Raw genomic sequence first — 16,027 nt, forward strand, 5'->3', positions numbered from 1 at the left:
CTAAATAAAATATTGTGAATTTTACAAATTAAGATTAGACTGTATAGAAACTGTATTTTTTAGAAGGAGCTGTTTTGTATGACAATTAAAATTGGTATTGTTGGATATGGAAATTTAGGACGGGGTGTAGAAGGTGCCATTGCACAAAATGAAGACATGGAATTAGTGGCGGTATTCACACGTCGCGATCCTGAAACGGTAAAAATCCAATCGAACGCAGCGATTCATCACGTAGATGACGCAGAAAAATTCATCGGCAAAATTGATACGATGATTATTTGTGGCGGTTCTGCTACAGATCTTCCCGAGCAAGTTCCTCACTTTGCGCAGTGGTTTAATACGATTGATAGTTTTGACACACATGCAAAAATTCCTGAATTCTTTGAAACAGTAGATGCTATAAATCAAAAATCAAATACGACTTCTATTATCTCAGTAGGTTGGGACCCAGGTTTATTCTCGCTAAATCGTGTACTCGGAGAAGCTGTTTTACCGAAGGGGGATACATATACATTTTGGGGTGATGGCTTAAGTCAAGGTCACTCAGATGCGGTACGTCGTATTGTTGGAGTAAAAAATGCTGTTCAATACACACTACCTGTTCCAGAAGCAGTAGAAAAGGTACGTAACGGTGATGCACCTGCACTATCAACACGTGAAAAGCATACACGCGTATGTTATATCGTCTTAGAAGAAGGTGCTGATGCGGCGAAGATTACTGAAGAAATTGTAACGATGCCAAACTATTTTGCAGACTACGATACAACAGTTCATATTATCTCAGAAGATGAATTTAATACGAATCATACGGGCATGCCACATGGTGGTTTTGTTATTCGCTCTGGTCAATCGGATGCTGGTCATAAACAAATTCTTGAGTTTTCACTTAAGTTGGAGAGTAACCCTTACTTTACATCAAGCGTATTAGTTGCATATGCTCGTGCAGCCTATCGCCTATCTCAAAAAGGTCATGTTGGTGCGCTTTCTGTATTTGATGTACCGTTCAGTGCTATCTCACCTAAAACACCTGAACAATTGCGTGCCGAATTATTATAATTCATGCGAAAGGAGTTAGGATATGCTTAAAACAGATAGGATTGGTGAACAAGAAGAAGACCACTTTATAAAAGGTGTAAAAGATAGTCTACCTACTTTATTCGGTTATATAAGTATTGGGATCGCATTCGGTGTTGTAGGAATCGCTTCAAATTTAAGTACACTTGAAATTACATTGCTGTCGATTCTTGTTTATGCAGGTGCAGCCCAGTTTATTTTTTGTGGACTATATCTTGCCGGAACGCCTGCTTCAATTATTATTTTAACGACATTCATTGTAAATTTACGCCATCTACTAATGTCGCTAACAATCGCTCCTAGCTTTACGAGCCAAAGCCTACTACGCAATATAGGCTTTGGTTCTCTTTTAACTGATGAAACATTTGGTGTAGCTGTTACAAAAAGAGCGCAAACAGGAACACTTGGACCAAGATGGATGGATGGACAAAACATAACGGCCTATCTTGCATGGATTGCAGCTTCCATTATCGGTGCCTTAATTGGAAAATGGATTCCAAATCCTGAAAGACTTGGCTTAGATTTTGCACTCACTGCTATGTTTGTTGCTTTACTTGTACTATCTATCACCGCTGCAAACCGTACAAAAATCATGCATTATTTACAATTGATTGGCTATATGGCGGTAATTATTTATTTCCTTTTATATTTCACATCCACACATATTGCAGTACTTGTCGGTACAGTGGTTGTCGCAACAATTGGGGTGGTGACGGAGAAAAAATGATAACGTCTTCTATGATGTGGTTATTACTTGGGTGTGCGATTGTTACGTGGTTGCCACGTATACTACCTTTTGTATTCGTAAAAAATATGATATTACCACCTATTATTTTGAGATGGTTAGCTTATATCCCTGTTTGTATTTTGAGTGCACTCGTTATGACGAACCTCTTTGATGCAAGTGGCTCTTACGTGACATTCAATTGGCCGATTTTAGTTGCTTTTATACCAACCGTACTCATTGCCATTTGGACGAAAAGTTTATCAACTACGGTCATTGTTGGTGTCATATGTATGGCTACGATTCGATTTATATTTTAAAGTAAGACAAAAGAGAGCCTAAGCGTATGCTGAAGCTCTTTTTTTATGATATTTTATAATAAATCATAAGAAAAAAGGCAAGGGATTTCCCCCGAGCCTTCACCAAAATGAACCCATTTTTTGATTAATTTTCCTATTTAATTATTCGCACTATATGCACGTGATTTGATTAAATTTTCTCTTCTTGCACTTCAAATTGGTCAAGTTGTTGAAATGCATGTTTAAAAATTTGCCCAAATCGTTCACGATCTGCTAAAGCGTTTGTGACACGTTTTGTATACATAGCGACTTCATCTAAAAAATCACGATTCTCCCATAAATATGCGTTTCGATGAAGTAAAAAATACGGTTGATTTGGATCATTGAATAATGTAAGCGACTTTAGAGATCCCACCTTCTCGTAGAGCCAGACATTCAACTGATTCGCTAAACAACTCGCAACTTGGCATTGGCGAATTTGATCATCTACAAGAGTATTTTTTATTTGTTGAAAAAATTTATTTTTTCGTATTGCATCAAAAATTAAAAAATCTCCTGTATAATACATTGTTTTTTCCATTGATTCCATAACGTCTTTTGATAAACGCCGCATCATTAACCAAAGATTTAGGCAATTATGTATGACGTCTTTTTCATTCAGCAAACCTTTTTCAAATTCTAAGTCGTGACAATGCTCATGAAATAAGTTTGTAAATTCTTGTACTTGACTGTCATCAATGAAAAACAGCGATGCATCTTTAGTTAATGTATATTGCACAAATTTCACCTCAATAAGATAATGTTAATAAATTTTAAAATTAGGACAATATCTCCAATGTTTATTTTGTTCATTATACATACCTAGTCAAATTATAACCTTTATTTCCTATTTTTAAACATACTATTTCATCATAAAATTACCTTAAAATCCAATTTTAGGTATTTAATACTCTTTTTTGTTACAAAATAGTTAAATTTTACTTCTAAAGACTTATTATTTTTTATAAACATCTTCTTTTTAAAACAATACTTTTTCACTATAAACATAGTAAAAACGAATTATATTTTAAAAAGAAAATCAATAAAAATAAAGAACATCAGAAAAAATATGCTCAACATAGAAAATCCCGTATGATTTTTCAAATCATACGGGATTTGTTCGTTCAAATCAATTTCTACTTCGAAAAACGAATAAAGGTAGGCAAGAAAAGAACGCAACGTCCTGTTTCAAATCTTGCTCCACTACACCAAGTGCATAGGGGCATGGTTTCAAACGCATCTTCACTACGTTCATGTAGGGTTCTAGCTCATGCTATTCCCGCAGAGTGTTTTTCTACGCATACAATTGATTTAACTATTCATATTTGAGACATATTGATTTTATTGTGTCTAGTCTCTTTCATACAAAACTAACTAAATTTTATACCATTTTTGAATAAATATCGAAATTGTAGACTGCAATTTTTTGTAATTATTTTTGAATTTCAATGTGAAATAGAAAGCACGCATAAATTGTAATACTTCTGTACGTCCTTTTAAGAAATGCGCGCTAAATCCTTCATATTGAGAAATCATCTCTAAGCGATCAAAGATTTGTTCAATCCATTCTACAAGTAAATCTTCTTCTATACCGTTCGCCAGTAATAGATCAATTAATGATAAAAAACGTTCTTCTTCATCATCTGTAAAAACATACTCTTTCCAAAAATTCGATTGAATCGCCATCAATACGGGTGCTGCATACGTTGTATATTCCTGACGTTCTTGTAAGAGGACATAGATGAGTAAAGCAGCATTTCCAACAGAATAAGCAAAACCATCTTCTGTGTACGCACGCAAGTCACGTTCACGCTCCATTAATAAAAGTGCATCTTCTAAAATTTTCTTTCCTAATTCACTTTTCATTTGATCTTCTGTTAGAAGTAAGCGTAACCATTCAGTTGAAAGCGCACGCTGAAATACAGTAGTTTCATGTTTACTTCCTACTGTACCTAATAGTAGATTTTGTGATACAATCTCGTCGATTAATTGTTGTTTTTGCTCATCTGATAAAATATGATACTGTACTAAATCAATTAATAAACGATAATTTAATTCGTCACGTACTTGAGGATCGGCATCACCTAGATGCTGAATCATGTCATTTAAAAATTCAGTTTGAGGTTCTAAAAAAAACTGACGTTGAATTGTAGGGCCACCATTTAAAAGTGTTGTTGCCTGTTCAATAAAGTTCATATGTATAGCCTCCAAAAAAATAGTTTTCAACTCATCATAACTATTTTTTCAAAAAATGGCTACTACTTAAAATCGACGTTCAAAATAGGAACAACTTGCGGCTAATTGTTGGAAACTTTCTTGTAATGCCACACGCGGATTTTCTCTTCGTATAAACTGTAAATAATGTTTAGTTGCTTCATAGTATGCTTCATGGAAAATTGCATAATCTTCATCCACAAAACGTTCACCATTTAATTCAATGCAAATATGATTGTCCACACGCTCAAATAAGTAGAAGTTCTTCTTACCATACTGTTTTACTTTTTTTACAGTGTTTTGAGATTCAAACTCAATTAGTACATCCCAAATTAATTGCAGAAACTTACCTTGAAAATCAGAAGTTAATAATACTCGATCATTTTCTAAATCTCTTACTTCTACATCTTGAAAAAAGAAATCTTCATAATAAGCTGTTTTCAAATGTTCAAATGCATTGGAGATAAATTCAATTTTCATGCCCTTCCCCTTTTCTACATTGTGTATTATTTTGCGTATAATATGTATCATTTTTTCTTTTATATACATAATATTTCACTTCTAACATAAATACAACCTTCGATTCATAAATTTTTAGAAAAAACAAATAAATGTGTACATTAACGGTTTTTTTTTAGAAGAAAACACAAATTTTTATGTGGAACATTGTTTTTTTATGCATTTTTGCTCATAAAAAGATGCAGCCTTCTTCTTGTTAAAGACTACATCCTATTCGCTATATTCTCTATTTTTTTAGCACATAGCACTCAATTGCTTTTGCAACACCTTCTTCGTCATTCGATGTGGTCATTGCTTTTGCAATTTCTTTTAAATCTGAAATGGCATTTTGCATTGCGACAGGAAAACCTGCTACTTGGAAAAGTGCCAAATCATTTGCACTATCACCTAGACACATCACTTCATCTAAAGAAATGTGTAAATGACGACACAATTTTTCAATTCCATATGCTTTTGAAATACCTAGTTGATTTATTTCATAATTCGTTGAAGCAGAACTTGTTAGTTCGATATCTTGCCACCCTTTTACTTGTTCATAAAAAGCTTGTAACTGCTTGGGATCTTCAGATTGTACGCCAATTTTTAAACAGCGCGCAATCTCTTGTTCATTTGGTATTCCATCAATAAACTCTTCTGCATCTGTAAAACCCCAAAAAGGTATGTCAATGTCTTCAATCGTTTTAAAAATATGCTGTGCTGTTTTGAGATCGATATAAGCTTTCTCTCCTACATGCCCTGCCTCATAATACACATCCGCACCATTCGCCGCTACAATAGGTTGCTTTAATTCCATCAATGCTTCATATGGACGAATACGTGAAATGCCTCTTCCTGTACACACGACAACGTGAATTCCTTCTTCTACAGCTTGTTGTAAAACTGAAATCGTATGTGGACGAATTGCATGTTGTGAATCAAGTAATGTTCCATCTAAATCAATCGCAATTAATTTGATATTCGTCAAAAAATCACCTCATTATTATTTTACAGGGACTTGTGCAAGTAGCTGGTGCAATTCTTTTTGATTATGCACCACGTATGTTGCTTGATGAGCTGTCTCCTTATTCGCGCCATTATACCAACAACTATCAATTCCTATATTTTGCGCACCTTGAATATCAGAAGATAAAGAATCACCAATCATCAATGCTTCTGTAGGTATAATCTCTGTCGAATGTGCAAAAACATAATCAAAAAATGCTGTTTGTGGCTTTTGTGAGCCTGTTTGTTCTGAAATATAAATCGCATCAAAATACGAACGAATACCCGAACCATCTAAACGGCTATTTTGCGTTTTTTCTAAACCATTTGTTAGAGCATACATGCGATAACCGAGTGATTTGCAAAGTTTCAATGTTTCAAGCGCACCGTCAAGTAGCTGTGTTCCCTCACCTAAATATTGTTGGTAGTGTTTTGCTGCTCTCTCCCCATCAATCTCTTTCCCGAATTCTTTAAACGTTAAGGCAAAACGTGTATGAATAATTGTATTTTTTGAAATTTCACCGCATTCATATTGTGCCCAAAGACGCTGATTAATTTTTCTATAAGTTTGAATCAATTGTTGCTGATTATCTTCTGGTGCTAATTCACGCATAATACGTGTTAGCGCTTCTTTCTCTGCTAATTGAAAATCAAATAATGTGTCATCTAAATCGAATAATAAATAATGATATGTTTTCATATTACAACCTCCGTTATCCATTATATGCTAAAAAGTACTTGTCGTATAGGATGTTCTAGTGTAATATGTTACTAGTACACTAGAACAAATTGAGGTGATTTCCTTTTATGTTTGCTCGCTTTTTTGGATTACTCCAACGCGAATGGCGTCGGGATACAAAAGAATTTTACCTTTTAACATTAAGTACGATATTGATCATTTGGTTTTTACCGCTCTTAACACGAAAGGTGTTTATCTTTTCATTTTATGAACTCGTACTTGGATTGCTCGTTTTTACGGCGATGTTTTATGTATTTCTCATTCCTTTTCTGTTTGCCAATAGCATTCGAAAAGAGACCCAACAATTAGATTTATGGCTACATACGGAAGCACCATTTTGGCAACTTCTTTTTGTTAAATCTATCTATTATCTACTTGTAACTCTTGTTCAAGTTGTACTAATGGTCATTAGCACATTCATCTGTCTTGCACAATTGAATGTCACGTCACTTACATCCTTTGTTCCCATCATTTTCTTTTTAAGTTATAAAATGTTTGAGTCAGTTATTTTCAATCTACCATTTTTTGCGCTATTACTTGGCATTTTACTCTTTTTCAAACGCTACATTGGTCGATTTAGTTACCTTATAACAATTATTCTCTTCATCTTATTTATGCGATTTAACGTATTGCTTTATGAATTCACATGGTATAAAAACTTGATGTATACAGGTGACAACCTTGCTTCTTGGATTCCTATGCCTAGCAATTTCGTAGATGGTTTATATGATGTGATACATGAATTTTTGTATGTACGTGAAATTTATTTTGGGATTATTTTATTCGTTTTACTATTATTCATCAGTACATATTCGTTAGAGAAGGTGTTAAAAAGATGAATAATGATTTTAATCGTGAAAAACCCATCTATGCACAATTAGTCGAACGAATTTGCAGCGACATCATTAAAAATCGTTTGGCGCCTGGTATGAAAATGTTGTCTGTACGTGAATATGCACTTGAAGTGGGTGTTAATGTCAATACAGTTCAGCGTGTTTATAAGGAGTTAGAACAGATGAGACTAACGGAAACAAAAAGAGGACAAGGTACATTCATTACAACGGATGAAGCACGTATTCAATTACTTCGACAAGAAACACGTAGACGCATTGTCGAGCAATTTTTTCACAATATGAACGAATTTGGTTTTACAAAGGAAGAAGTACTGGCAGAAATTAAACGGTTAGGAGCTGATACACATGATTAACGTAAAGAAAGTGTGTTATAAACATCGCAACCGTCCCGTTCTAAACGATGTCTCTTTTCAAATTCCGATTGGTAAGGTTATTGGTATTGCTGGAGAAAATGGTGCAGGTAAATCTACACTTCTGCGTCTACTTGCTGGTATTAAAAATCCTGATGACGGCACGATTACATTAGATCATCAACCATTGACACATCGAACATGTAGTCGCTTCGCCTATTTACCTGATACGGATGATTTTTATAGTTATTTAACAGGTGTACAACTATTTCAATTTTATGAAACGCAATTTGAAGATTTTAATTTCCTAAAAGCACTCGAAGTAGCTGATTTTTTAGACATTAATATTGAACAAAAAATTAAAACACTTTCAAAAGGACAGCGTGGACGCTTAAAAATGGCCGCGACTCTCGGGCGTGAAACCACGTATTATTTTATGGATGAACCGTTCTCTGGGCTAGATCCTATGGTACGTGATTCACTCATTAAAGGATTAATTCGCTTCACAGATGCTGAAACACAAACGATTGTGTTATCGACACATGAATTATATGAAGTTGAACCGATTTTAGATGCACTTCTTCTACTAAAGAATGGTGAAGTCATCTCCTATCACTCGCTTGAAACAATTCGAGAGGAATGGCAGCAAGATGCTGTTTCTTGGATGAAAAAACAATATCGAAAGGAATGAAGACATTGAAAGCAGTTGTCGAATTGCAACAACTATCGAAAACGATTAAAGGCAAAGAAATTATTAAAAATGTCAACTTATCTCTTTACGCTGGACAGATTACAGGATTTTTAGGACCGAATGGTGCTGGTAAAACAACCACAATTCGTATGATGACAGGGTTAATGAAACCTACATCTGGTGACGTACTAATTGAAGGGAAATCAATTACAAAAGAATTTGAAGAAGCGATTTCAAATGTTGGTGTAATTGTTGAAAACCCTGAAATGTATAAATTTATGTCAGGTTATAAAAACTTACAACACTTCGCGAATATGCATCCAAATATTACAAAAGAGCGTATTAATGAAGTGATTCATCAAGTAGGACTTGAAAAACGTATTCATGAAAAGGTAAAAACGTATTCACTTGGTATGCGTCAACGCCTTGGCTTAGCACAGGCATTACTACATCGTCCTAAGTTTTTAATTTTAGATGAGCCAACGAATGGATTAGATCCAGCTGGTATTCGTGATTTACGTCAGCATTTACGTAAAATTGCGGAACAAGAACAAGTGGCAATTATTGTATCAAGTCACTTACTATCAGAAATCGAATTGATGTGTGATAGAATCGCGATTATTCAAAATGGTGTACTAACAAATATTCGTGAAATGAATGAAACAGAAACATCTTACTATCAACTTGAATTAGAAGGTGACGCAGTAGGTTGTCTGCAAACACATGGTTATACATTCACACAAAATGAACAGCTATTCAAAGTAGAAATTGATCGTCAAAACGTTCCGACTCTACTACAACAATTAATGGATGCCAATGTACAAGTATATCAAGTTGCACCATTCCACGAATCACTTGAAGATCAATTCTTAGCGATGACAGGAGGCGGACAAATTGCTCAAACTAATTAAAAATGAATGGGTTAAATTATGGTCAAAAAAATCTTCATGGGTCATGTTAATTCTAACATTAGCAGTTATTGTTGCAATGCTAGTAGGTTTAAAAACATTCGATAAGTTAGTGAATGGAGATGAGGAACCAACTTCTTGGAAAGAACAACAACAAATGACGATTGAAGGCAATAAAACCTTCCTCACTGAAGAAAATCTAACAACAAAAGAAAAAGAACGTCTAGAAAATGAAATAAAGATTGCTGAATATCGTTTAAAGAATAATGTAGAACCACCTGCTTCTGATTCAACAGCGAGCTTCCTTGAAAGTAGTGTAAGCGCCCTATCTCTTATCTCATTATTCGGTGTCATCGTTGCAGCAGGAATTGTATCGTTCGAATTCGGCACAGGTACGATTAAAATGTTATTAACACGTCCGATTGCTCGTTGGAAAATTCTTCTATCAAAACTAATTACAACTTTCTTATTTACAATCTTATTAACTACAGTTGGTTTTGCATTAAGTGCTCTTTTAGGCTATGTATTCTTTGATTCTGCTGGTACATCACTTACAATACAAGATGGAAAAGTAACAGAAGTCAACCTTATTGGACAAACACTATATAGTTACTTATTAAGTTATGGTGATATTTCGATGAGTATCTTCTTCGCCTTCATGCTTGGTACATTATTCAGTTCAAGTTCACTAGCGATTGGTCTAACACTATTCATTACATTTACTTCTGCTACACTTGTTGCACTACTTCAAAAATACGAGTTCATCAAGTATTTCTGGTTTAGCGTAACAGATTTGAATGGAATCGAAAAAGGCTACACGATTCTACCTGACTTAACAATCGGGTTTGCCTTATCAGTCATGGCTGTATATGCGATTATTTTCTTAGTGATTAGCTTCTCTGTCTTTACAAAAAAAGATATTACAGCTTAAACAAAAAACAGATGTCATGTAGTGGCATCTGTTTTTCTTCGTCTTGGACGGGTATGGTTACATACATAGTTTTGACTGTACTTTTTAAAAAAGCTATTGAATAATAAATTGACGGTTTTTTTCCGTAATTTAAGAAAGAAAGAGGAGATTATATGATGCACTTTACATTGAATAACGGCGTAAAAATGCCAGGTCTTGGTTATGGTACATTCCGTTCGGAAGAAGGTAGCGATTTAGCAAAAAACGTCAAACACGCGATCAAAGTTGGCTATCGTAGTATTGATACAGCTTTTATTTATCAAAATGAAACATCTGTCGGTCAAGGCATTAAAGAGGCAATTGAAGAAGGTCTTGTGACACGCGAGGAATTATTTATTACAACAAAAGTGTGGAATGATGGCTTAACATTTGAGGAAACAATTCAAGCGTATGAGGACTCATTAAAACGCCTTGGACTTGATTATATTGATTTATACTTAATTCACTGGCCAGGCTTAGATGAAAACTATGTAACCGTTTGGAAGGCACTTGAACAGTTGTATAAAGAAGAGCGTGTTCGCGCAATCGGTGTATGTAATTTTGAAGTGCCTCATTTAAAACACTTACTTGCACATACAGATATTGTTCCTGTCATTAATCAAATTGAATTATCACCAAAATTAACACAAGAAGAGGTTCGTGCATTCTGTAAAGAACATCATATTGTTGTAGAAGCTTGGTCTCCTCTTATGAATGGTGAACTTCTCACAAACGAAACAATCATCGAATTGGCTGAAAAGTACGAACGTACACCTGCACAAATTATTTTACGATGGGATTTACAATCTGATGTTGTTACGATTCCTAAATCAATGACACCAAAACGCATTGAAGAGAATTTTGATTTATTCAACTTTACGATTTCAGAAGATGATATGAAAAAAATCGACGCTTTAAATGAAGATTTCCACTACGGTCCAAAACCATCTGTATTTGATTTCGGACGTTAATGTTTAATCAGCATCCCTTTTAAGGGGTGCTTCATTTTACTGTGAAAGGGAGTGGTCATATGCCGTTAGATCAATCATTTGAACAACAAGCAAAGCAGTTAAAAGTTGAATTAACACGTTTTATGATGGCTTATCGTTTTGCTTTAGACGAAGTTGAAACAAAGGTAAAAATTTTAAAAGAAGAATTTCATCTCATTCACGAGTATAATCCAATTGAACATATTAACACACGTTTAAAATCACCTGAAAGTATTATTGCTAAAATTCAAAAACGACAAATACCACTTGATTTAGTTTCTATAAAAGAAAATATTCAAGATATTGCTGGTATTCGCATTACTTGTTCTTTTGAATCCGATATTTACCGTATACAAGAGATGATTTGTAAACAAGAAGATTTAAAGGTTGTTAAAATTAAAGATTATATCCAACAGCCAAAAGAATCAGGTTATCGTAGCCTGCATTTGATTTTACAAGTACCTGTCTTTTTGTCTGATCGTACGGAGAATGTGTATGTTGAAATGCAAATTCGTACGATTGCGATGGATTTTTGGGCAAGTTTAGAACATAAAATTTACTATAAATATAATAAAGACATCCCCGCTTATTTATCTAATCAACTCGTAGAAGCTGCACATACAGCCGCCCTTCTCGATAAGAAAATGGAGAAATTAAATGAGGAAGTTAATATTCTGAAAAATCAACAAGAGGATGCTGCCTACGACTATCGCTCCTTACAAACAACAAAATTATTTGCGGCACTCCAACAGATAGCAATTCCTTCTTCAAAGGAGGAATAATAAAAAAGCACAGTCCCCCAAACGACTGTGCTTTTTTCATGATTTATTCTGCTTCTACTGATTTAAATTCATAACCCTTTTCTTCCATCGCTTTTGATAAAGCAGCGAAAGCTTTTGGGCCAATACCATGTAGACGTTTTAGACTCTCTACGTCAATCTCACGCAAGTCCTCTAACGTATACAATTCCGCAGTGTGTAATGCACGAATCGCAGGTCGAGCTACTCCCTCTGGCCAATGATTCATTCAAAATACCCTCCTTGTTTTTGCTTAGTTCTTTTATAGTTAATTCTAAAAAATCAAACTATGTATTTAAATTGTATAAAATCTATTTCTTACAAGTTCAATATTTTATCATACTATTTTGTTAAAAGGTCTTTTCCATTAAAATAATTATCATCATATGACAATTTTATGAATTGCATCTGGATTGTCTTTACACCTACATACATTATACCGATGATTAAATATCCTTTCAAAATTCTATCATGAAACTACTAAAATAATTGTGACAATTGTGAACAGAAACAAAGGTCGATTATTATTGAAAAGTATGGTATATTGTAGTGTATATGAATAAAGGACGTGAATTTTTTTGATTAAAATTGAAATGCCAAAACCAGACGTAGTCATTCGTCAACGTGAACAAAAACTAAAAGATGGTGAAGTACCGATTCCATCAATTTATGGTTTCATCGACTTCCATAAAGTACCTCGTGATAAAGGCGGCTTAATTCTATTCTTCAACGAAGATAATGAATTATTATTTGTCGGAAAAGCGCGTAAATTACGCCCTCGTTTGAAAAAACATTTCCAAGACCAAGTATCACCATTAAAAAATCATCGTGAAGAAGTTGCGAAGATTGAAGTATTCGTAGTAGAAGATCCAATGGAACGTGAAATCTACGAAACATATATGATTAACACATTACGTGCAAAACATAACATTGATAAAGTGTTTTATAAAGACTAATTAAAAGACAGAGGACTGGATACTATCCATCCCTCTGTCTTTTTTATTATGCATCATATGTTTCTAATAAACGATGTGTTTCGTAAATTGCATACTGCTTCAAATCTTGGTCATGTTTAATCAAGTAAGGGTCTAAGTATGCTTGCCACGCTTCCGATTCATCATATGTTAATTGTTCTTCTTTTTCTTTCATATTCCAACACGTAATGTGCAGTTCCTCTGCGAATTGTTTACCATCTGGGCAAAGTGTTGTGGGTGTCATTAAAATCGCACGTTCACAATCGTAATATGCACGCCCTGTTGCAAAATGATTCATCATTTCAGGTGTGAGCTTTTCAGGTTCTTTACATACCATCATCGCAGTTCTTACACCATGTTGTTGTGCAATAATGGCCACCCCAAAACTTTCAGAAGGTACAATGATTTGTACATCTTTATAAGCCATATGTTGAATTAATTTTGCATAATATAAAATTAATTCATATTCTGTCATTAATTCGACAGGTTTAATCGTTGTTTTTTCTTCAATAAATCGCTTATGTAATTTTTTAATATAGATTTGTGCTTTTTTTAGCCTACTTGATTGCTGAAAACGTTTGACGGCATGCACTTGATCTTTCTTCTTATGATACGTTCGTTTTGAATGTAATGGCGGTAATTTTTTTATTTTTCGGATTGCATCTTGTATATAATAAATACCTAATCCGAGTAAAATAGATGAAATGAGAACCATCCATGCTTCCGTCCACATCCAACGATACGTGTAACCTACAGCTTGTACATATTGTTGAATCGTTTGCGTATCATAGAAAAAAGGTGCAAAAATCCACGGTGTTAACTGTAAATAGAACGCAACAAGACAACTTAGTAGCAGTTGATGAATTAAACGTTGCCTATTTTTTTCAATCTTTTCATGATGATGTTGTGCATACTTTTCTTTTAAACGATCTTCCGTTTGAATAATCGATAAAATATGCTCTTTTGCACAATCTGGGCAATATAAAACAATCTTATGTTCTTGTAATACTTTACTTTGTTCTTTCTTGTGAAATTCGCAAGTATAACGCACGATGTCCATTTCCTTTCACTTCTTTTACGGTACTGTTCTATTATAGTAATAACTATATAATCCCGCATGAGTGATAACACTCACATTCCACAAAAAAAATTGGCACTAATCGTATAGAAAGAATCAATTCAAAAGAAGGAAATATACTTCTTTTGAATTAAATCTTTAATAGGTCATTTCTAACAGTAATTCATCCAATATATCTTGGTAAACTGCTTGTTTTTGTTGGACATCTTCTACCGCAAGTTGTTTTTTCTTTTCTTCAAAGTACGTAATAACAGGTGCGTAATCCATATTTATCTCTTTGATTCGCTTTAACAAATGTGGTACATCTTCATACATCGTTTTTTGCTCTAATATTGATGTAATTTCTGTTTTTGCTTGTACAATCGGGTCAAAAGCTTGAAGTCGCTTGGCTGCTTTTTCTAAACGTACGACACGATATTCTGATTGATTTTCAATTTCTAAAATTTGTTTTTCAATTTCAATAAATAATTGTTGAATTTCATGTAAAAGAGCCGATTTTTGTTCTTTAAAATATGTTATAAATTGTTGCTCATATCGAACTACTTCTTCTCTTTTTGGTTCTGGGTCTGTAAAGAGTTGTTTTGAAACGCCTCTTTTATATTGCTGAACAAAACTTGCATATTCTGTATATAACTGAATTAACTTTTTACTCTTAGGTAATTCAGCTGTATGTGCTTTTAAAAATTCAACCAATTGATAAGACGTTTCTAATTGATGATATTCTTTTTTTAGTTGTTCAAATGTCTTTTCTAATTCATGAATTTTATGCTCTTGTTCTTTCGACTGATAAACAGCATCATCACTCTCATCCATAAATTCACGCAACATACTATAAGCTTCTAAATATGGATCGCGCTGTACCAATGAACGAATTTCTAAAATAAATCGATCCACCCATTCAAAGAACCGTTGGTGAATCAGATTTGAAAAAGCTTCATTATCTAAACGACACATCTGAATATACGCAAACAATTGATCAAAATTTGAGGACTGATATAATGCATGTTCGTCTTTTTCAACTGCTTCTTGCAATGCTTGAAAAGAAACCGATAATTGTTTGAAAGCACCGAAAAAATCTTGTTTTTCTAAAATTTCAGATGATAAATTATATGGATCTTCATTTAGTAAAAACAGCATTTCTTTCTGTTCTTGACCAATTCGTGCTAGTAATGCACGTTCTGAAGGTAATCCTTTAAACTGATGATTTGCGAGCCATACAACTGCTTGGCTTCGCTTTAAAAAACTCTCTTTAACAAAAACAGACTTTTGATACGAAGGTGTATCAAAAATTGTCACCGCTTTTAATAAGTCATGTTTTAAAACAATATCAACATAATCTAAACCACTTCGCATCATTTGAGAACTAAATGTATCCGATATGGCAAATAGCTCCACTTGACCAAGAGAAAACTGTGCAACTTGTCCATCTAAAAAGTGAGCTGTTACACTTTCTTCCTCACCATAATGAATGATTGTGTGTACATACGACACACCATGGTATTCACTTGGCATAACATGGCGATTCAATAGCGTATTAATAAACGTTGCTTTGTCTGCATATACATCACCAATAACGAGCAGTTTTAAATCGTCTTTTGAATCGGCAATCAGCTCACGTAATTTCCGAGCTGTAATACGCGTACTCATATGTTTACTAAGTAAAAATTGAATCCTCTGTAACTGTTGCTTCTCACCAATTAGTACAGGTTGTTCGCTACATTCGATTTGTTGGATTCGTTTTTCATATTGTGTATGATTATTCTTTTCCATATATGTCACAAACCCCTTTTCTACATATCTTTAGTATACATGATATGTGAAAAAACACTACAAACAATTACTATTTAC

General features: G+C 34.0%; 19 protein-coding genes. 11 read left to right on the top strand and 8 right to left on the bottom strand.

What is annotated here, in order from left to right; genetic code table 11:
- The first annotated feature begins 78 nt into the window (after positions 1 to 78).
- The 3 genes from QN089_RS08240 to QN089_RS08250 are packed head-to-tail and all read left to right on the top strand — an operon-like array spanning position 79 to position 2,118.
- Positions 79 to 1,056: a diaminopimelate dehydrogenase gene (locus tag QN089_RS08240; RefSeq protein WP_121175991.1), complete on the top strand. Its 978-nt coding sequence runs from the start codon at positions 79 to 81 to the stop codon at positions 1,054 to 1,056.
- A 22-nt stretch (positions 1,057 to 1,078) separates the two neighbouring features.
- A complete protein-coding gene (locus QN089_RS08245) occupies positions 1,079 to 1,801 on the top strand; it encodes an AzlC family ABC transporter permease (protein ID WP_087680206.1) in 723 nt (240 codons plus the stop codon).
- Positions 1,798 to 2,118, top strand: coding sequence for an AzlD domain-containing protein (locus QN089_RS08250; RefSeq protein WP_285215066.1), 321 nt, complete (start codon positions 1,798 to 1,800; stop codon positions 2,116 to 2,118). The genes QN089_RS08245 and QN089_RS08250 overlap by 4 nt, the downstream gene beginning before the upstream one ends.
- Positions 2,119 to 2,287: 169 nt before the next feature.
- On the opposite strand, the gene QN089_RS08255 is transcribed toward QN089_RS08250, so the two are convergent.
- The 5 genes from QN089_RS08255 to QN089_RS08275 all read right to left on the bottom strand — a co-directional run bounded on the left by QN089_RS08255 (position 2,288) and on the right by QN089_RS08275 (position 6,550).
- Positions 2,288 to 2,875 (bottom strand): hypothetical protein, encoded by a 588-nt coding sequence (locus tag QN089_RS08255; protein ID WP_285215067.1) that lies wholly within the window; start codon positions 2,873 to 2,875, stop codon positions 2,288 to 2,290.
- A 635-nt stretch (positions 2,876 to 3,510) separates the two neighbouring features.
- Positions 3,511 to 4,332 carry a DUF2785 domain-containing protein gene (locus QN089_RS08260; RefSeq protein WP_285215068.1) on the bottom strand — a complete coding sequence of 274 codons (822 nt, stop codon included), beginning with the start codon at positions 4,330 to 4,332 and terminating at the stop codon, positions 3,511 to 3,513.
- Positions 4,333 to 4,398: 66 nt separating this feature from the next.
- Positions 4,399 to 4,830: a hypothetical protein gene (locus QN089_RS08265; protein WP_068453155.1), complete on the bottom strand. Its 432-nt coding sequence runs from the start codon at positions 4,828 to 4,830 to the stop codon at positions 4,399 to 4,401.
- A gap of 265 nt (positions 4,831 to 5,095) precedes the next feature.
- Positions 5,096 to 5,833, bottom strand: coding sequence for a Cof-type HAD-IIB family hydrolase (locus QN089_RS08270; RefSeq protein WP_285215069.1), 738 nt, complete (start codon positions 5,831 to 5,833; stop codon positions 5,096 to 5,098).
- Between the two features lie 15 nt (positions 5,834 to 5,848).
- A complete protein-coding gene (locus QN089_RS08275; protein WP_068453151.1) occupies positions 5,849 to 6,550 on the bottom strand; it encodes a YjjG family noncanonical pyrimidine nucleotidase in 702 nt (233 codons plus the stop codon).
- Between the two features lie 107 nt (positions 6,551 to 6,657).
- Here QN089_RS08275 and QN089_RS08280 point away from each other — a divergent pair, with 107 nt between their 5' ends.
- The 7 genes from QN089_RS08280 (at position 6,658) to QN089_RS08310 (ending at position 12,112) form a co-directional block, all read left to right on the top strand.
- On the top strand, positions 6,658 to 7,428 hold the full coding sequence (locus QN089_RS08280) for a hypothetical protein (protein ID WP_068453149.1): 771 nt from the start codon (positions 6,658 to 6,660) through the stop codon (positions 7,426 to 7,428).
- Positions 7,425 to 7,796, top strand: coding sequence for a GntR family transcriptional regulator (locus QN089_RS08285; RefSeq protein ID WP_068453147.1), 372 nt, complete (start codon positions 7,425 to 7,427; stop codon positions 7,794 to 7,796). The genes QN089_RS08280 and QN089_RS08285 overlap by 4 nt, the downstream gene beginning before the upstream one ends.
- Positions 7,789 to 8,484 (top strand): ATP-binding cassette domain-containing protein, encoded by a 696-nt coding sequence (locus tag QN089_RS08290; RefSeq protein WP_068453146.1) that lies wholly within the window; start codon positions 7,789 to 7,791, stop codon positions 8,482 to 8,484. Before QN089_RS08285 ends, QN089_RS08290 begins: the two co-directional genes overlap by 8 nt.
- Positions 8,481 to 9,395, top strand: a complete 915-nt coding sequence (locus tag QN089_RS08295; RefSeq protein ID WP_068457319.1) for an ABC transporter ATP-binding protein — start codon at positions 8,481 to 8,483, stop codon at positions 9,393 to 9,395. The genes QN089_RS08290 and QN089_RS08295 overlap by 4 nt, the downstream gene beginning before the upstream one ends.
- A complete protein-coding gene (locus QN089_RS08300) occupies positions 9,379 to 10,323 on the top strand; it encodes an ABC transporter permease (protein WP_068453144.1) in 945 nt (314 codons plus the stop codon). The genes QN089_RS08295 and QN089_RS08300 overlap by 17 nt, the downstream gene beginning before the upstream one ends.
- Before the next feature lie 152 nt (positions 10,324 to 10,475).
- Positions 10,476 to 11,312 (top strand): aldo/keto reductase, encoded by an 837-nt coding sequence (locus QN089_RS08305; RefSeq protein WP_285215070.1) that lies wholly within the window; start codon positions 10,476 to 10,478, stop codon positions 11,310 to 11,312.
- 59 nt (positions 11,313 to 11,371) lie between these two features.
- Entirely contained in the window at positions 11,372 to 12,112 is a 741-nt protein-coding gene (locus QN089_RS08310) for a GTP pyrophosphokinase (RefSeq protein ID WP_141274311.1), read from the top strand.
- A 43-nt stretch (positions 12,113 to 12,155) separates the two neighbouring features.
- On the opposite strand, the gene QN089_RS08315 is transcribed toward QN089_RS08310, so the two are convergent.
- A complete protein-coding gene (locus QN089_RS08315; RefSeq protein ID WP_068453137.1) occupies positions 12,156 to 12,356 on the bottom strand; it encodes a helix-hairpin-helix domain-containing protein in 201 nt (66 codons plus the stop codon).
- A gap of 349 nt (positions 12,357 to 12,705) precedes the next feature.
- Between QN089_RS08315 and QN089_RS08320 the strand changes: the two genes are divergently transcribed.
- Positions 12,706 to 13,083 carry a nucleotide excision repair endonuclease gene (locus QN089_RS08320; RefSeq protein WP_068453134.1) on the top strand — a complete coding sequence of 126 codons (378 nt, stop codon included), beginning with the start codon at positions 12,706 to 12,708 and terminating at the stop codon, positions 13,081 to 13,083.
- 46 nt (positions 13,084 to 13,129) lie between these two features.
- On the opposite strand, the gene QN089_RS08325 is transcribed toward QN089_RS08320, so the two are convergent.
- Positions 13,130 to 14,161, bottom strand: coding sequence for a restriction endonuclease (locus tag QN089_RS08325; protein WP_068453131.1), 1,032 nt, complete (start codon positions 14,159 to 14,161; stop codon positions 13,130 to 13,132).
- A gap of 156 nt (positions 14,162 to 14,317) precedes the next feature.
- Complete coding sequence (locus QN089_RS08330) at positions 14,318 to 15,949, bottom strand: dynamin family protein (RefSeq protein ID WP_285215071.1); 1,632 nt, start codon at positions 15,947 to 15,949, stop codon at positions 14,318 to 14,320.
- Positions 15,950 to 16,027 lie beyond the last annotated feature (78 nt).

Origin of the sequence: Kurthia sp. YJT4 (assembly GCF_030219945.1) — a bacterium.
Taxonomy (GTDB): Bacteria; Bacillota; Bacilli; order Bacillales_A; family Planococcaceae; genus Kurthia; species Kurthia gibsonii.